Consider the following 18053-nt stretch of genomic DNA (forward strand, 5'->3'; position numbering starts at 1 on the left):
CCTAGAACTGATACCGCCTCAATCCGCCATCAACCGGGATCACCGTCCCCGTGATGTACCGCGCCACCGGCGACGCCAGGAACACCGCGAGCGCCGCGAGATCTTCCGGCTCGCCCCAGTAGCCGACCGGAATCTCTTCCTCGGCAAAACGCTCGCGATAATCCGGCGCATAGTTGCGGCGGATCTGCTCGCTCATGATGCGGCCGGGCGGGATGCAGTTGATGGTGATGCCGTGCTCGCCGATCTCTCGCGACAGGCCCTTGGCCCAGGCATGCACGGCGGCTTTCGCCGCGAAGGCGGCGTTGAGGCCTTCCGGCTCGGACTTGCCGGTGATGTTGACGATGCGGCCCCATTTGCGCTCGATCATCTGTGGCAGCAGCGCATGCGCGATGCGGCGGTAGCTGGTGAAATTCAGCGCGATCGCCTCGTCCCATTGGCTGTCGGGCGCATCGACCGGCAAGGGGCGGCTGCCGCCCGCATTGTTGATGAGGATGTCGACATGGCCGAGCTCCTTCAGCGCGAAGGCTGCGATCTTCTCGGCTGCATCCTTGGCCATCACGTCCTGCTCGAACGGCGTGATCAGCCCACCGCCGACCTCCTTCACCAGCTCGGCAAGCAGGTCGGTACGCCGCGCCACGCCGACGACGCGCACGCCTTCGGCAGCGAGGCCCTTGGCAATGGCACGGCCGATGCCAATGCTCGCTCCGGTGACGACAGCGGTTTTCGATTTCAGCCCGAGGTCCATGGTCACACGCTCTCTTGTTCGCTTTTCTGCGCTTGATGTTGTTTCCAGCCCTGTCCCGGGTGCGGCGATTTGCCCGACCGGGACGAGCAGTGGTAACCAAGGGCGGCAGCGAAGGAAATACGAAAAAGAAAAGGCGCAGATTATGGTCTGGGATCCGCAGCAATATCTAAAGTTCTCCGGTCACCGGCTCCGGCCCGCGGTCGACCTGTTGATGCGGATTCCCGATGTTGGCCCGCGCGCGGTCGCGGACCTTGGCGCCGGCGCCGGCAATGTCACCAAGCTCATCAAGGAGCGCTGGCCGTCTGCCGCGGTGACAGGCGTCGAGGGCTCGGCCGAGATGGTTGCCGCCGGGCGCAAAGCCGCGCCTGACGTGGAATGGTCACACGAAGACCTCGGCCATTGGCACCCCGCCAAGCAATATGACGTCGTGTATTCCAATGCCGCACTGCACTGGCTGCCCAATCATGCGGCACTCTTCCCGTCGGTGATGGAGAAGGTCGCGCCCGGCGGCATGCTTGCCGTGCAGATGCCGCGCAACTTTCTGGCGCCGTCGCATATGCTGATCGGCGAGACCGCCCTGAACGGGCCCTGGCGGTCCAAGGTCGAGCACCTCGTCACGCCGCCGCCGGTCGAGGGGCCGGCCTTCTATCACGATGTGCTCGCCCCCTTGTCAGAGAATATCGACATCTGGGAGACCGAATATCTCCAGGTTCTCGAAGGCGACAATCCCGTGAAGGAATGGACCAAGGGGACCTGGCTCACGCGCTACCTCGACGTGCTCGAGGGCGACGAGAAGGCTGCGTTCGAAGCGGCCTATGGGATGCGGGTCGCAAACGCCTATCCGAAGAACGCCGCGGGCCAGACGCTATTCCCATTCCGGCGGCTGTTCATGGTCGCCCAACGCAAGGGTTAATGCCCTTCGGAGATGCGACATAAGCGCTCGCTCCCCGGGACCGGAGCGGGCGCCGGGTTGCACATGCGACCGCCATCAAGATAGCCTCCCCTGCGGCATAGCCTCGCTGCGGCAAGTTGGGCTTAGGTCTAGTTGTTCGGGCTACGGATTGCTGCCACTACTGAAACCGCAAAACAAAAAAGAACCCGGTTTCCGAGGTTGTTGGGGAGGTCTTTTATGCGCAAACTGCTCTTTGCGATCACAGCGGCCGCGTTCACTCTGGCGCCTGTCCTGTCTTCGGACTTGGCCCAGGCGCAGAGCCCGATCATCATCAAGTTCAGCCACGTCGTCGCCAACGATACCCCGAAGGGCAAGGGCGCGCTGAAGTTCAAGGAGCTTGCCGAGAAGTACACCGACGGCAAGGTCAAGATCGAAGTCTATCCGAACTCCTCGCTCTACAAGGACAAGGAGGAGATCGAGGCGCTCCAGCTCGGCTCGGTGCAGATGCTCGCGCCCTCGACCGCGAAATTCGCGCCGCTCGGCATCAAGGAATTCGAGGCGCTCGATCTGCCCTGGCTGTTCAAGGACGAGGAAACCTATTCCAGCGCGATGAAAGGCACGGTCGGCAAATGGCTGTTCCAGAAGCTTGAGTCCAAGGGCATCACGGGGCTCGCCTATTGGGACAACGGCTTCCACATGGTGTCGTCGAGCCGTCCGCTGATGAAGCCTGAGGATTTCAAGGGTCTGAAATTCCGCATCTCCGGCTCGAAGATCGCCGACCAGTATTTCCGTCTCATGGGCTCGATCCCGCAGATCATGGCATTCTCCGAAGTCTACCAGGCGCTGCAGACCGGCGTGGTCGACGGCTGCGAGAACACGGCGTCCAACTATCTGACGCAGAAATTCTACGAGGTGCAGAAGGACATCACCGTGTCCTATCACGCGCATCTGCAATATGCCGTCATCGTCAACTCGAAATTCTGGTCCGGCCTGCCGCCCGATATCCGCACCCAGCTCGAGAAGGCCATGGCGGACGCGACCGATTACACCAATTCGATCGCGCGCCAGGAGAATGAGGACGCGCTGGCCGAGATCAAGAAGACGGGCAAGACCACGCTGCATTATCTGACCGATGCCGACCGCAAGGCGTGGCAGGAAGCGATGCGGCCGACTTATACATGGGCCAAGGGCCGGGTCGGGCAGGAAGTGCTCGATCTCATCGCCAAGGAACTCGACGTCAAGATGAACTGACGCGTTTTCCGGGAGAGTAATATCAACGGTCGGGAGTGTGCGCACTCCCGACCGTTTCGTATCGATAGGGGGACTTTGATTTGCTTCGCGTGCTGAACCAGGGGCTCAATCATCTCGAAGAATGGTTGATCGCGACGCTCATTGCGGCTGCAACCGGACTGATCTTCATCGCCGTCGTGCACCGTTACGGTGCGGGCGAATCGATCAATCTGTCGCGCTGGGCCGCCGCGCACGGGTTGACCTGGCTCGCATCATTGTCGATGGCGGTGTTCACCTTCCTGTCCGAGCTCGATCTGTCCTGGGCGCAGGAACTCTGCATCTACATGTTCATCTGGATGGCGAAGTTCGGCGCGGCCTATGGCGTGCGCACCGGCATCCATGTCGGCGTCGATCTGCTCGTCAATCGGCTGCCCGAGCATTCGCGCAAGCACGTCATCCTGTTCTCGCTGCTGTGCGGCGCGCTGTTTACCGGCATGATCGCCGCCTTCGGCGCCTCGTTTGTTTCCGAGATGTTCAAGACCGGGCAGCAGTCCAACGATCTGGAAGCGCCGATGTGGTTCGTCTATCTGGCGATCCCGCTCGGCTCGGGGCTGATGTGCTTCCGCTTCCTCCAGGTCTCCTGGTTCTACTACTGGACCGGCGAGCTGCCGCATCACGACGAGACCCATGTCGAGGGCGTGGAGGCTGACATCTCGCCGGCGCTGCATCCGCAGCCTGCCGGTGCCGCGACGAAGGCCGCCGCCCGAAAAGTCTCGCCGCTCGGCGTGATCCTGATCCTGGCGCCGATCCTGATCTTCGCGATGTGCCTTGCCGAGAAGTTCGGCGTATTCGCGCTGCCGCAATGGATGCGGGCTGCGACGGTGTTCGCGCTCCTGATCTCGCTGATGCTGACCGGCATCCCGGTCTCGATCGCACTCGGCCTCACGGTGATGACGTTCCTGTTCACGTTGACCACGGTGCCGATCGAAGCCGTCTCGATGAAGCTCTTCACGGGCATCGAAGGCTTCGAGATCATGGCGATCCCGTTCTTCATCCTCGCCGGCAATTTCCTCACCCATGGCGGCGTCGCGCGCCGCATGATCAATTTCGCGACCTCGCTGATCGGGCACTGGCACGGCGGTCTGGGCTTGGCCGGTATCGTCGCCTGCGCGATGTTCGCGCTGGTCTGCGGCTCGAGCGTGGCGACCGTCGCCGCGATTGGCGCCATCGTGCTGCCGGAGATGGTCCGTCACGGCTATCCCATGCGCTTCGGCGCCGGCATCATCACCGTTGCCGGCTCGCTCGGCATCCTGATGCTGCCGTCGATCCCGAAGATCGTCTACGCGGTCTCCACCAACACGTCGATCGGCGCGCTGTTCGTCGCGGGCCTCTTGCCCGGCATGCTGCTGACGACGATGCTCTGCATCGTCACCTGGTGGCTCGCGCGCAATCGCGATTATCCGCGGATGCCGAAGGCGACATGGGGAGAGACCGTCCACGCCTTCCGCGAGAGCATCTGGGGATTGATGCTGGTCGTCATCATCATCGGCGGCATCTATAGCGGCTTGTTCACCGCAACCGAGGCGGCCGCGATGGCCGCGGTCTACTCCTTCATCATCGCGGTGTTCGTCTACAAGGCGATCGGCCTGAAGGACGTGCCGCGGGTGCTGCTGCGCGCCGCCAACACCAGCGCGATGCTGCTCTATATCGTCACCAACGCGGTGTTGTTCTCGTTCGTGCTCGCCAACGAGAACCTGCCGACGGTGCTTGCGGACTGGATCGCGGCGCAGAACCTCGGCTGGGTCGGCTTCCTGCTGGTCGTCAACGTGCTGCTGCTGCTCGCCGGCAACTTCATGGAGCCGAACTCGATCATCCTGATCATGGCGCCGATCCTGGCGCCGGCGGCCAAGAAGCTCGGCATTGACCTCGTCCATTTCGGCATCGTCATGGACGTCAACATGGAGGTCGGCCTCTGCCATCCGCCTGTCGGCTTGAACCTCTACGTCGCATCGATGATAGCTCGCATGCGCATCACCGATCTGGCGGGCGCGGTGATGCCGTGGCTGCTGACCATGCTCGGCTTCCTCGTCATCGTGACCTATTGGCCCGATTTGACGCTGTGGCTGCCGCGGGTGCTGGGGATGCACTGAAGAGAAGGAAAGGCACCTGCGCCGCCTCCACCGACGATAGCAATCGCCCGCCAGATGCGGTTAGATGCCGCGCGTCAGGCCGGGAGGATTCAAAATGACCGAACTCAGCAACGAGCCGAAGGACGCAACGCCGTCCGTTATCGCGCAGCAGACGGCAATGCTGAATGCGCTGCCGTTTTCCGACACGCGGGATTTCGACGACGCTGCGCGCGGCTTCCTCGGCACGATCGAGCACGCGAAGATTGCGAACCCGCAGGGGCGGACGGTCTGGAGCCTCGAGCCCTATGGCTTTCTGTCCACTGAACAGGCGCCTCCGACGGTCAATCCCAGCCTGTGGCGGCAATCCCGGCTCAACATGCAGCACGGCCTGTTCGAGGTCGTGCCCGGCGTGTACCAGGTGCGCGGGCTCGACATTGCCAACATGACGCTGATCGAGGGCGACAGCGGTGTCATCGTCGTCGACACCCTGACCTCGATCGAGGGGGCGCGTGCTGCGCTCGATCTCTACTTCAAGCACCGCGGTGTGAAGCCGGTTGCGGCCGTCATCTTCACCCACACCCATACCGATCACTGGGGCGGCGCGCGCGGCGTGCTGGAGGAGGATGTACTGGCCAGTGCCAGCGTGCCGATCATCGCGCCAAACCTGTTCATGGAGCATGCTGTCTCCGAGAACATCATCGCGGGACCGGCGATGCTGCGGAGGGCGCAGTATCAGTTCGGTCCGTTCCTGGCCAAGGGGGCGCGAGGGCAGGTCGATTGCGGCCTCGGCAAGAGCATGGCGGCGGGCGCGGTGGCGCTGCTGCGGCCGACCGACCTGATCATCGCGACCGGAGACAAGCGCGTCATCGACGGTGTCGAGTTCGAATTCCAGATGGCGCCGAACAGCGAAGCGCCGGCAGAGATGCACTTCTTCCTGCCGCGCTACAAGCTGTTGAACCTCGCCGAGAACTGCACGCATAATTTCCACAATCTGCTGCCGTTCCGCGGCGCCGATGTGCGCGATGCGCTGGCCTGGTCGAAGTATCTCAACGAAGCGCTGCATCTGTGGGGCGGCAAGGCCGAGGCGATGTGCGGCCAGCATCACTGGCCGGTGTGGGGGCGCGAGCGCATCGACACCATGATGCGCGAGCAGCGTGACCTCTACAAATTCGCGCATGACCAGACCATCCGCCTGATGAACCATGGCCTCACCGCCGCAGAGATCGCCGAGACGATCCAATTGCCGAAGAGCCTGGAGGGTGCCTGGCACGGCCGCGGTTACTACGGCCATATCCGCCATAACGTGAAGGCGATCTACCAAAAGTATCTCGGCTGGTACGACGCCAACCCGGTCAATCTCGATCCGCTGCCGCCGGTGGAATCGGGGAAGAAATATGTCGAGTACATGGGCGGCGCCGACGCGATCCTGACGCGGGCGCGTGCCGATTTTGACGAGGGCGAGTTCCGCTTCGTGGCGCAGGCGCTCGGCCATCTCGTCTTCGCCGAGCCTGATAATGCGGCGGCGCGCGCACTGCTGGCGGATACGCTGGAGCAGCTCGGCTATGCCGCCGAGAGCTCGACCTGGCGCAACGCCTATCTGTTCGGTGCCCAGGAATTGCGCCAGGGCATGCCGAAGACCCCGCCGCGTCCGCCGATGCCGCGCGAGACGCTTGCGGCGCTGCGCACCGGGCAGCTTTGGGACGTGCTCGGCATCCGCCTCAACGGCCCGAAGGCGGAAGGAAAGCACATCGTGCTGAACTGGCGTTTTTCCGATACCGGCGAGACGTTCGTGCTCAATCTGGAAAACTGCGCGCTCACCTATACCGAAGGCGTGCAGGCCGAGAATGCCGACGCCAGCTTCACGCTGGCGCGCGCCACGCTGGATGAAGTGATCGCGAAGCTGACGAGCTTTCCGGAGGCCGTCGCCGCCGGCAAGGTCAAGCTGTTGGGCAACCCGATGCGGCTTGCCGAGCTGATGGGCCTGATGGACGAATTCCCGCGGATGTTCGAGATCGTGGAGCCGAAGCGAGCGGTGGTGAGGTAGCCACCCGCGTTGCCTCGTTCTCCGTCATTGCGAGCGAAGCGAAGCAATCCAGAGTCTTTCCGGAACGGCAGTCTGGATTGCTTCGCTGCGCTCGCAATGACGTGTGGATAGAGCGACGCACAAAAACGTAGATGGCCGGGACAAGCCCGGCCATGACGCCTGTCGTGAGCGCGCCCCTTACTCCGCGCTGCTCACCAGCTTGATCCGCGGCGCAGTGGCCTCGGTCAGGCCGCGATAGGCGGCGAGATAGTCCAGCGCCATTCGCCGCGCGGTAAAGCGCTTCTCGAATTGCTTGCGGATGGCGGTGCGGTCGAGCTGCGCGAGGCGGTTGACGACGCCGGCGGCGCTGAGGATGTCCTCGACCACGAAGCCGGTGAGGCCCTCGTCGATGATCTCCGCCACCGAGCCGCGGTTGAAGGCGACGACCGGCGTGCCGCAGGCCATGGCTTCGATCATCACCAGGCCGAACGGTTCCGGCCAGTCGATCGGCAACAGCAGGCCGAGCGCACCGCTGAGGAAATCGGACTTCTCGTGATCGCTGATCTCGCCGATGAAATCCACCAGCGGATTGTTCACGATCATCGGCTTGATCAACTCGTCGAAATAATCCTGGTCGGCGCGATCGACCTTGGCCGCGATCTTCAGCGGGATGCCGCAATGCATCGCGATCTTGATGGCGCGATCGACGCCTTTCTCCGGCGCGATGCGACCGAGCACGGCGAGATATTCCTGCTTCGCCGGCTTCGGCGTCAGCAAGTTCTCGGGCAGGCCGTGATGGATCGTCGTCACCCAGTTCGCCTGCGGCACCGGCCGCCGCTGTGCGCTCGAGATCGAGATGACAGGCATCTTGGAGAAGGTGTTGAACACCGGCTGATGCTCCGGCAAATCGAGCCGGCCGTGCAGCGTGGTCAGGAACGGGGTCGGCTGCCGGTAGAACAGCGACCACGGATAATAGTCGAGGTGGAAGTGGAGGAAGTCGAACTCCTCGTCGTCACATTTCTGCCGCACGCGCTCGAGCAGCACCATGTGCAGCGCGTTGGGATCACGCACGGAACCGTCGAGGCGAAGCGCCCGCGGCCATAATGCATCCAGTTTCGCCGACGTTTGCGAGTCACCGCTGGCGAACAGCGTGACGTCGTGACCCAGGGCAACCAACTCTTCCGTCAACCAATGCACCACCCGCTCGGTGCCGCCATACAGCTTGGGTGGAACAGCCTCCGTCAACGGAGCTACCTGCGCGATGCGCATCTCACCTTCTCCTCTGCGATCATGAACGTTGAAAACCCCCAGCGCGTACGGCACCGGCAATGCCAGCCAAGGGAACGTTCCCGCAGTTGCGAAGTTCCTCTCAACGAACGTTACTTCTTGGACACACTGCAGCGCGGTCGCGATGCTGCCATCAGCTCTTCTCAGATCGTCCGCATCCGCATGTCGTGATGGGGGTGCCCGGAACCGAGGCGAAGCGGTCGATGTTCAATCGGCCAGCAAGAACAATTGGAATCATTACGACGGGGTCGAGTGTCTCATGGATCAACTTTCTGGCTACGCGCGCAGGCCATTTGCCTTTGTCCTGCGCTATTTGCGGCGTCGACTGGCGTCGCATCTGGTGATCCTAGGCGCTGTTATTGCAGCCGTTGCCTGCTCGGTAGGCACGCAATATGGCGTCAAATCCCTTGTCGACAGCCTGTCGGCGGGAACCTCGCATGGCGGCAGCGTATGGCTGGCATTCATTCTGCTCATGTCGCTGATCGCCGCCGATAACTTCTTGTGGCGGATCGCGAGCTGGACGGCGAGCTTCACCTTTGTTCGTGTCACGGGCGATTTACGTCGTGACATATTTCGTCATCTGACCGGACATGCGCCGAGTTACTTCTCGGACCGGATGCCGGGCATGCTGACCAGCCGCATTACGGCCACATCCAATGCGGTGTTCACGGTCGAGAACATGTTCGTCTGGAATGTGTTGCCGCCGTGCATTGCCACAGTTGCGGCAATCGCGCTGATCGGAACCGTGAGCCCTTATATGGCACTCGGCCTGACCGTGATCGCCGGCGGCATGGTGATCGTGATGTTTCATCTGGCTGCGGCCGGCAAGCCGCTGCACGACGATTTCGCCGACAAGGCCGCCGTAGTCGACGGCGAGATGATTGACGTCATCAGCAACATGCCGCTGGTCCGCGCCTTCTGCGGTATCGGCCATGAGCATGAGCGGTTCGACGCTACCGTCAACCGGGAGCTCACCGCGCGCAGCCGCAGCCTGCGTTATCTGGAGAAGCTGCGGCTGTTGCATGCCGGTGTGACCGTGCTTTTGACCGTCGCGCTGATGGCCTGGGCCGTCACGCTCTGGCAGCAGGGCGAGGCGACCACCGGCGACGTCGTGCTGGTCTGTACTCTCGGCATCTCGATCCTGAGTGCGACGCGCGACCTCGCGGTGGCGCTGGTCGATGTCACCCAGCACGTGGCGCGCCTGACCGAGGCGATCGCGACGCTGTTGGTGCCGCACGAGCTGCGCGATCACCCCGAGGCTGAGCCGCTGGTCAAAAGCGGCGCCGCGATCGCTTTCAACAACGTCACCTTCGGCTATCCGGGGGCGGAGAAGATCTTCGAGCGGTTCAGCCTGCGGCTCCAGCCCGGTCAGCGCGTCGGCCTGGTCGGCCAGTCCGGCGGCGGCAAGTCGACCCTGTTCACGCTGCTGCAGCGCTTCTATGATGTCGACGAGGGCAGTGTGACCGTCGACGGTCAGGACATCTCAATGGTCACGCAGCAGAGCCTGCGCGAGGCGATCTCCGTGGTGCCGCAGGACATTTCGCTATTCCACCGCTCCATTCGTGAGAATATTCGCTACGGCCGGCCCAATGCGACCGATGACGAGGTGCTGCGCGCGGCGATCGCGGCGCGCTGCGATTTCATCGACAGCCTGCCGGAAGGTCTCGACACCATGGTCGGCGACCGCGGTGTGAAGATGTCCGGCGGCCAGCGCCAGCGCATCGCGATCGCGCGCGCCTTCGTCAAGGACGCGCCGATCCTGCTGCTGGACGAGGCGACCGCGGCGCTCGACAGCGAGTCCGAGGAGGCGATCCGCGAGGCGCTGTCGCGGCTGATGCGTGGCCGCACCGTGATCGCGATCGCGCATCGCCTGGCGACGCTGCGCAATTTCGACCGGGTGATCGTGCTCAAGCATGGCAAGATCATCGAGGACGGCGCGCCCGACCGCCTGATGCAGGGCCACGGTCCCTACCGTGAGCTGGTGACGCAGGAAATGAGCCGGCTCGCGAAGTTCGCTGCGTAAACCCAGCAGTTGCGTTTGCGTTGGTCGCGTTCGAAACACAAGCCGCAGGGGAGCAGCTCATGGCAGCCGAAGCCGCAACCAGGATCGTTTCGGTATCGCAGACGATAGAGACCATCGCGGAGCAGGCGTTCTACATTCCGATGACGGGGCCCGCTGCGCGGCCCCGTCGCTCCCTCAAGCACGACGACACCTTTATCGTGCTGGATAGCCATGGCGATATCGGCGCGTCGGCCGGCGGGCCGGATGGCCTGTTCAACTACGACACGCGCTACCTGGCGCGGCTGGAGCTCGTGCTCGACGATCTCCAGCCGTTGCTGCTCGGCTCGAATCTGCGCGACGACAATTCGGGATTGACGGTCGATCTCACCAATCCCGATATCTATCGCCAGGGTCGCATTGTCCTGCAAAAAGACCTTCTGCACATCGTGCGCACGATCTTCCTGTGGCGCGACACGGCGTATCAGCGCATCGGGCTGCAGAACCACGGCGAGCATCGTGCCAGCTTCGAGCTGACGCTGCTGTACGACAACGATTTTGCCGATCTGTTCGAGGTGCGCGGCGAGCGGCGTCCGCGCCGTGGGACCGGCACCAGCAAGCTGCTCGGGCCGACTGACGTGCTGTTCGAATATCGCGGTCTTGACGATGCCGAGCGGACCACCGGGCTGCATTTCGATCCGCGTCCGACGCGGCTTTCGGTCAATGCCGCGACCTGGCAGCTCGAGCTGGATCCGCATGAGTCGAAATCGCTGTTCGTGGCCGTGTCCTGCAACCGTCCGATCGCGGAGAAGCCCGCGCGCTTCTTCAGGGGCCTGCTGGCGCATCGCCGCGAGATGCGGCAGTCGACGGTCGGCGCGGCCAGCATCGAGACATCCAATAACATCTTCAATGAGGTGCTGTGCCAGGCCATGGCCGACCTCAACATGCTGATGACGGAGACGCCGCAAGGACGCTATCCCTATGCCGGCATTCCCTGGTATTCGACCACGTTCGGCCGCGACGGTCTGATCACGGCGCTGCAGATGTTGTGGGTCGATCCGCGGGTCGCCAAGGGCGTGCTGCGGCGGCTCGCACATTTCCAGGCCAAGGCGGTCGATCCGCTCGCCGACGCCGCACCGGGAAAGATCCTGCACGAGATGCGCGGCGGCGAGATGGCGGCGCTGCGCGAGGTGCCGTTCTCGCAATATTACGGCAGCGTGGATTCGACCGCGTTGTTCGTGCTGCTCGCCGGCCGCTATGTCGAGCGCACCGGCGACGAGAAGACGTTGGTCGAGCTGTGGCCCGCGATCGAGGCGGGGCTCGCCTGGATCGACGGTCCCGGCGATCCCGATCAGGACGGCTTTGTCGAATATCAGCGCGCTACCGAAAAAGGGCTCGCCAACCAGGGCTGGAAGGACTCTTACGACGCCATCTTCCATGCCGACGGCAAGCTCGCGGAAGGCAATATCGCGCTTGCCGAGGTCCAGGGCTATGTTTACGCCGCAAAACAGCTCGCCGCGCGATGCGCGCTGCGGCTCGGCAAGCCTGACCTCGCGAACAGGCTCGAGGCGGAGGCCAAGACGCTCGCCGAGCGTTTCGAGGAGGCGTTCTGGTGCGAGGAGCTCGGCACCTACGCGCTTGCGCTCGACGGCAAGAAGCGGCGATGCGAGGTCCGCACCTCGAATGCCGGGCAGGTCTTGTTCAGCGGCATGATCCGTGAGGACCGCGCCCGTCTCGTTGCGGCCGATCTGATGCGGCCGCATTTCTTCTCGGGCTGGGGCATCCGCACCGTCGCGCGTAGTGAAGTGCGCTACAATCCGATGTCGTATCACGACGGATCGATCTGGCCGCACGACAACGCGCTGATCGCGCTTGGCCTCGCGCATTACGGGCTCAAGCACTCGGTTGCGCATGTGTTCAAGGGCCTGTTCGATGCCGCGACCTATATGGATCTGCGCCGGCTGCCGGAATTGTTCTGCGGCTTCCGCCGCGAGAAGCGGCGCGGCCCGACGCTCTATCCGGTCGCCTGCGCCCCGCAGGCCTGGGCCAGCGCGACGCCGTTCACGCTGCTGGAGGCGGCGCTCGGCATCGAGTTCGACGTCGCGCGCTGCGAGATCCGCCTGCGCAATCCGCATCTGCCGGCGTTCTTGAACGAGGTCATCCTGCGCGATCTGCGGCTCGGCGAGTCCAGCGTCGATCTGCGCGTCTGCCGCCACGGCCATGACGTGGCGCTGGAGGTGCTGCGGACGCGCGGCCAGATCCAGGTGTCGATCGTGCTGGCGCGCTAGCGGCGCGCCGCAAGGAGGGTTCATGCGTACCGCCGGATGGTTGGTCCTGAGCGTGGCGATCGTCGCGGGATTGACGGTTGCCGTATCGCGTGCCGCGGAGGAGCAGCCCGCAGCCGCAACCGAGGCGAACGCACCGCCGGCGGTGCAGCCGCCTGCTTCGGTCGTGCCGGTCACGCCGAAGGATGCCGCGCCGCCGCCGTCGGTGACCATCATCGGCGCCAGCGACGCGCACGGCGTGCTCGGCCGCGACGTGCGCAGCGCGGCGGACGAGGACATGGGTCATATCGTCGATGTCATCGTCGACCTCACCGGCCATGTGCGCGCCGCCGTGATCGATTTCGGCGGCTTCCTCGGCGTCGGCAGCCGCAAGATCGTGGTCGACTGGAATGCGCTTCGGTTCGGCAAGATCACCAACAAGAAGGACAGCATCACACTGGAATTGACCAAGGCGCAGGTCGCGGCCGCGCCGGAATACAAGGAAGACACGCCGATGGTCGTGCTCGGCGCATCCGGCAGCCTGCAACCGCTGCAAGCGGTTCAGTGAGGCGCGGGGAGGGATGGCTGCCTGTGCTGTTGTCGAGGAAGCCGAACCATGCAGATCGCAAGGGACGCGTTGAGCAGGACAACGTCGCCTTGCCCCTGCCTGCGGGCATTCCGGCGCCGTCGCGCCGGAGCCTGCGCGGCCTCGACTGGTTCATCTTTTTCCTCGCTGACGTGCAGACCGGCTTTGGCCCCTTCATCGCCGTCTATCTGACGACGCAGAAATGGACCCAGGTCGAGATCGGCCTCGTGCTGTCGATCGGCGGTATCGTCGCGCTGATCGGCCAGATGCCGGGCGGGGCCATCATCGACGCCGCGAAATCCGAGCGGTTGGTCGCAGCGCTTGCGATCGCGACCATCGGCTGCTGCGCGCTCGCCTATGCGGCGATGCCGATCTTCGCGGTGGTGGTGACGGCGGCCACGCTGCATGCGGCGGCGAGTTGCGTGCTGGGACCGGCGATCGCGGCGATCAGCCTGGGCCTGGTCGGTCCACTCAAGATCGGCGAGCGGCTCGGCCGCAACGCGCGTTTTGCCTCGCTCGGCAACGGCGTTGCCGCCGCGGTGATGGGCACGGCTGGCTATCTTCTCTCGAGCCGCTCGGTGTTTCTCGTCACCTTCCTGCTCGCGATCCCGACCCTGATCGCGCTGTCGCGCATTCGCGAGGAGGAGGTCGATATCGCACGCTGCCACGGTGAGATGCCGCGTGAGGCGCCGGTTCCCGGCGACACCAATGTCTGGCACCTGATCCGGCAGCGGCCGCTCATCGTCTTTGCGCTAAGCGTGCTGTTGTTGCAACTGGCGAACGCCGCGATGATGCCGCTGATGGCAAGCGCAGTAACGGCGCGGTCGAGCCAGTGGGCGACCGTGCTCGTTGCCTTCTGCATCGTCGTGCCCCAGGCGATTGTCGCGCTGTTGTCGCCGACCGTCGGGCGCAAGGCGCAGCTTTGGGGCCGGCGGCCGCTGCTGCTGATCGGGTTCGGCGCGCTGACGATCCGCGGCCTGCTGTTTGCGACCGTGCGCGATCCCTATCTGCTGGTGCTGGTGCAGGTATTCGACGGCTTTACGGCGGCGGTGTTCGCGGTGATGATCCCGCTGATCGTGGCCGACGTCGCCTTCGGCAGCGGGCACTTCAATCTGGCGCAGGGCATCGTCGGCACCGCGACCGGCATCGGTGCGTCCCTGAGCACCGCGCTTGGCGGCTATGTCAGCGACAAGTTCGGCAATGCCACCGCCTTCTTCGGGTTGGCGAGCATCGCCGCGACCGGGCTGTTGCTGGTCCTCTTCGTGATGCCCGAGACCAGGCGCATGGGCATCGCGGCAAACAAAATGGCCGGCTGAACGAGACCAGCCGGCCACACCGGGTGGGGAAGGCAAAACGATCAGGCGTCGAGATTGTGCAGGCGCTGGCGGTTGCGCAGCACGATCTGGCGGGCGCCGGAGAAACCAAGAATGCCCTGAGCGTGAAGCTGCGACAGCGCACGCGACACGGTCTCGAGAGTCAGGCCGAGATAGTCGCCGATGTCGCGGCGGCACATCGGCAGCGCCATCATGCCGGCAACGGCCAGACGGCGATCCATTTCGAGCAGGAAGGTCGCAACCCGCTCCATCGCCGTCTTGCGGCCCAGCAGCAGCATGTGGTCTTCGGCGTGGCGCAGCTCGCCGGCCGTCATGGCCCAGAGCTTGCGGGCGACCTGCACGTCGGTACCGGCGGCCTTCTCGAGGCTGGCGCGCTTCACCAGGCGGACATTGGTGTCGATGATGGCTTCGGCGGCGAGACGGTGGGCGGCGCCGGATTCCAGGCCGAACACGTCGCCGGCAAGGTGGAAGGCGCCGATCTGGCGGCGGCCGTCGGAGAGCAGCTTGTAGCTGCGGACCGCGCCGGTGACGACCTGGTAGACATATTCGGCCGGCTCTTCCTCGCCGTAGATCTCCTCGTCCTTGCGGTAGGAGAACTCGGTGGCGACCAGGCCGACATGGCCGGTGATCGCGCCGAACTGGTCGGAGACGGGATGGGCCGGGGCAATCTTGCCACCGATTTGGGTGTTGATCGCCTGGGTGTTGATCGTCTGGGTCAGCATCTGCGCCATCTCCGTTGTGATGACGCTTTCCTACGCGGTATCGGGTGCTTCGAAAATTTCGCGAGATATCTTAAGGGGGGTTACCTACGTACAACCCCGTAGGTCACGCCCGCGGCCGATCCTGGATGGCGTGGCGGATGCGTTTGACCAGGTTTTCGTCGAGAAGCGGCTTCAAAATCACGTCCTTCACGCCTGCCGCCGCCGCCCGGGCCGAGATATTCCCGTCGGGATAGCCGGTAATCAGGATCACCGGGGTGTCGCCGTCGGATTGGCGCAGGCGGCCGGCGAGCTCGATGCCGTTGATGTTGGGCATTTTGTAATCGATGACGTAGCAGTCCGCGCCGGGCGGGCTCGTCGCGTTGAGCAGCGCCGTGGCGTTCCGGAAGGTCCGCACCGCGAAGCCGTCGGTTTCCAGCAGGAAGCGCAGGGATCCCAGCACGGCGTCATCGTCGTCGACCACGTAGACGACGGGCTGTGCGGGTGGCGCCGTCTGCAGCCGCTGATGGTGCGAGCCGATCTCGATCATCCTGATCGCGTAGCACAGGCGGAAGGGGTGGTCTTGACCTGCCTCAATCCTTCAGCATGCCGGCGCGCATCGCCAGCCGCACCAGTTCCGACAGGCTGCCCGCCTGCATTTTGGTCATGACATTGGCCCGGTACACCTCGATGGTGCGTGGGCTGATGTCGTATTCGCGCGCGATCAGCTTGTTGGACAAGCCCGCGACCAGCCCCTCCATGACCTGGCGCTCCCTGGGGCTCAAGGAGGCGACGCGTGCGGCGACGTCCTGCGCGATGGCCTCGCTCTTGGCCGCCGGCTCCGCCTGGCGGATGGCGGTCTCGATCATGGCAATGAGGCGGTCGTCCTCGAACGGCTTTTCCAGGAAGTCGACGGCGCCGAGCTTCATCGCCTCGACCGCGAGCGGCACGTCGCCGTGGCCGGTCATGATCAGGATCGGAAACGGCGAGTGCTGCGCTTTCATCCGTTTCAGGAGTTCGATCCCATCGATGCCGGGCATGCGCACGTCGGAGACGATGCAACCGAACGCGAGGCCGGGGAGGGCCTCCAGGAAGCGTTGCGCATCATCGAACAGGGTCACGCTGTAGCCTGACGAATCAAGCAAAAAATTCAGCGAATCGCGCATCGCGTCGTCGTCGTCGATAACGTAGATCATTCCCTTGGTCGTCATGGATCAGCTCTCGTCGGCTGCAGGCAGGGTGAATCGGAATGTCGCCCCGCCCGATGCATTGCTCTCGGCCCACATGCGTCCGCCATGAGCCTCGATGATCGAACGGCTGATCGACAGTCCGACGCCCATGCCGGTTTCCTTGGTGGTGAAGAAGGTCTGAAACAGATTCGGAATGACGTCGTCCTGAAAGCCGGACCCGGTGTCGGAGACCTCGATCTCGATCATGTCGTCGGCGACGCGGGTGTTGGTGACGACGAGCTCGCGCAGTGGCGACTGCGCCATCGCCTCGAGCGCGTTGCGGAACAGATTGACGAGGACCTGCTGGATCTGGACCCGGTCGGCGAGGACCAGATCGGCGTTCTGATCCAGATTGAATCGAAGCTGGACGTTTTGCTCGCGCGCACCGGCGAGCCCGAGCGCGCCGGCCTCCTCGATCAGCTTGGAGAGGCTCTCGACCCGCTTTTCGGATTCGCCGCGCGCCACGAAATCGCGGAGACGCCGAATGATCTGGCCTGCCCGCACGGCCTGCTCCGCGGCGCGATCCAGCGCGCTTTCGATCTTCGCCAGATTCGGATCGGCGCTGCCGGCGAGCAGCCGCCGCGACCCCTTCATGTAGTTGCTGATCGCCGCCAGCGGCTGGTTGATCTCGTGGGCGAGAGCGGAGGCCATCTCGCCCATCGCGGTCAGCCGCGAGACATGGACGAGCTCGGACTGCAATTCCTGCAGCCTCGCCTGGGTCTGCTGGTGCTCGGTGAGGTCGCGGACGAAGCCGGTGAAATAGGGTTCTCCGCCCGACTGCATCTCGCCGATCGACAAATGCATCGGGAAGGTGGTCCCGTCGCGGCGCTTGCCGGTGACGATGCGGCCGATCCCGATGATGTGCGGATTGTTCGTCGAGCGGTAGCGCGCGATGTAGCTGTCGTGGCGGGTGCGGTCCGGCTCCGGCATCAGGATGCTGACGTTCTGGCCGATCGCTTCCTGCTCGGACCAGCCGAACAGGCGCTCGGCGGCCGTGCTGAACAGCTGCATGATGCCGCGACCATCGATGACGATCATGGCGTCGGGAATGGTGTGAAGGATGGAGCGGAGGTGGGTCTCGCGCGTGCGCAGCGCTTCCTCGACCTGCTTCTCCTCGTCGATGTCAAGGAGGATTCCGCTGAGATGGCGCGCGGCGCCGGAATCATCCCTGATCAAACCGGCGCGGGCCCTGATCCATTTGCCCCGCTCGGACGTCCCGGCGATCCTGAAAGAGACGTCGAAGCCGCCGCCACGCTCACCGACCTGCTTGATCGCAGTCTCGACGCGTTCGCGGTCCTCGGGCTCGAGACGTAACAGGAAGAGGTCGTAGCTCGCCGGCTGGCCCGGCTCGACACCGAGCAGCATCCGCGCGGTTTCCGACCATTCCAGCTCGCGCGTCGTGAGATCAAGATCCCAGGTGCCGACGCCGAACCCTTCGATTCGGACGCGGAAATGTTCGCCGCGACCGTCATCTTGGGGATGCGTTACGCGGGTCGGCGACAAGCAATGCTCCTAAATCCTGACGCGGTGGCCCCTGACGTCGCTGCCGCAATGTCGCCCAAGCCCGGCCCGGAGGCAAGTTCTGTCGCCGGCCGGAGGGCGGGGGTGCAAGCCACCCGCGCGCTCTTGATCTATCT

The 18053-nt window shown here is 64.2% G+C and carries 14 protein-coding genes and 1 pseudogene; 9 read left to right on the top strand and 6 right to left on the bottom strand.

What is annotated here, in order from left to right; all coding sequences use genetic code 11:
* Position 1 precedes the first annotated feature (1 nt).
* Positions 2-745 (bottom strand): SDR family NAD(P)-dependent oxidoreductase, encoded by a 744-nt coding sequence (locus ACP2YP_RS12255; protein WP_426426123.1) that lies wholly within the window; start codon positions 743-745, stop codon positions 2-4.
* Positions 746-887: 142 nt separating this feature from the next.
* On the opposite strand from ACP2YP_RS12255, the gene ACP2YP_RS12260 reads away from it, so the two are divergent.
* The 5 genes and pseudogenes from ACP2YP_RS12260 (at position 888) to ACP2YP_RS12280 (ending at position 7040) form a co-directional block, all read left to right on the top strand.
* Positions 888-1658, top strand: coding sequence for a methyltransferase domain-containing protein (locus ACP2YP_RS12260; RefSeq protein WP_426424401.1), 771 nt, complete (start codon positions 888-890; stop codon positions 1656-1658).
* 216 nt (positions 1659-1874) lie between these two features.
* A complete protein-coding gene (locus tag ACP2YP_RS12265; protein WP_426424402.1) occupies positions 1875-2888 on the top strand; it encodes a DctP family TRAP transporter solute-binding subunit in 1014 nt (337 codons plus the stop codon).
* Between the two features lie 335 nt (positions 2889-3223).
* Positions 3224-3442: pseudogene (locus ACP2YP_RS12270) on the top strand (TRAP transporter small permease); the annotation flags it as partial.
* A gap of 291 nt (positions 3443-3733) precedes the next feature.
* Positions 3734-5017 (top strand): TRAP transporter large permease, encoded by a 1284-nt coding sequence (locus ACP2YP_RS12275; RefSeq protein ID WP_426426124.1) that lies wholly within the window; start codon positions 3734-3736, stop codon positions 5015-5017.
* A 94-nt stretch (positions 5018-5111) separates the two neighbouring features.
* Positions 5112-7040 (top strand): alkyl/aryl-sulfatase, encoded by a 1929-nt coding sequence (locus tag ACP2YP_RS12280; protein ID WP_426424404.1) that lies wholly within the window; start codon positions 5112-5114, stop codon positions 7038-7040.
* 177 nt (positions 7041-7217) lie between these two features.
* Here ACP2YP_RS12280 and ACP2YP_RS12285 read toward each other — a convergent pair whose 3' ends face one another.
* Entirely contained in the window at positions 7218-8288 is a 1071-nt protein-coding gene (locus ACP2YP_RS12285; RefSeq protein ID WP_426424406.1) for a glycosyltransferase family 4 protein, read from the bottom strand.
* Between the two features lie 277 nt (positions 8289-8565).
* On the opposite strand from ACP2YP_RS12285, the gene ACP2YP_RS12290 reads away from it, so the two are divergent.
* The 4 genes from ACP2YP_RS12290 to ACP2YP_RS12305 are packed head-to-tail and all read left to right on the top strand — an operon-like array spanning position 8566 to position 14471.
* Positions 8566-10329, top strand: a complete 1764-nt coding sequence (locus tag ACP2YP_RS12290) for an ABC transporter ATP-binding protein (protein WP_426424407.1) — start codon at positions 8566-8568, stop codon at positions 10327-10329.
* Positions 10330-10388: 59 nt separating this feature from the next.
* Positions 10389-12593 carry a glycogen debranching N-terminal domain-containing protein gene (locus ACP2YP_RS12295; RefSeq protein WP_426424409.1) on the top strand — a complete coding sequence of 735 codons (2205 nt, stop codon included), beginning with the start codon at positions 10389-10391 and terminating at the stop codon, positions 12591-12593.
* A gap of 22 nt (positions 12594-12615) precedes the next feature.
* On the top strand, positions 12616-13137 hold the full coding sequence (locus ACP2YP_RS12300; protein ID WP_426424411.1) for a PRC-barrel domain-containing protein: 522 nt from the start codon (positions 12616-12618) through the stop codon (positions 13135-13137).
* A 23-nt stretch (positions 13138-13160) separates the two neighbouring features.
* Entirely contained in the window at positions 13161-14471 is a 1311-nt protein-coding gene (locus ACP2YP_RS12305) for an MFS transporter (protein WP_426424413.1), read from the top strand.
* Between the two features lie 41 nt (positions 14472-14512).
* Here the strand turns inward: ACP2YP_RS12305 and ACP2YP_RS12310 are convergent, their stop codons facing one another.
* The 4 genes from ACP2YP_RS12310 to fixL form a co-directional block, all read right to left on the bottom strand.
* Positions 14513-15211 (bottom strand): helix-turn-helix domain-containing protein, encoded by a 699-nt coding sequence (locus ACP2YP_RS12310; protein WP_426424414.1) that lies wholly within the window; start codon positions 15209-15211, stop codon positions 14513-14515.
* A gap of 103 nt (positions 15212-15314) precedes the next feature.
* Positions 15315-15737, bottom strand: a complete 423-nt coding sequence (locus tag ACP2YP_RS12315) for a response regulator (RefSeq protein WP_426424416.1) — start codon at positions 15735-15737, stop codon at positions 15315-15317.
* A 43-nt stretch (positions 15738-15780) separates the two neighbouring features.
* Positions 15781-16398, bottom strand: coding sequence for a response regulator FixJ (fixJ, locus tag ACP2YP_RS12320; RefSeq protein WP_426424418.1), 618 nt, complete (start codon positions 16396-16398; stop codon positions 15781-15783).
* Between the two features lie 3 nt (positions 16399-16401).
* On the bottom strand, positions 16402-17919 hold the full coding sequence (gene fixL, locus ACP2YP_RS12325) for a sensor protein FixL (RefSeq protein WP_426424420.1): 1518 nt from the start codon (positions 17917-17919) through the stop codon (positions 16402-16404).
* Positions 17920-18053 lie beyond the last annotated feature (134 nt).

The organism is Bradyrhizobium genosp. A (assembly GCF_049949275.1).
Lineage (GTDB): Bacteria > Pseudomonadota > Alphaproteobacteria > Rhizobiales > Xanthobacteraceae > Bradyrhizobium.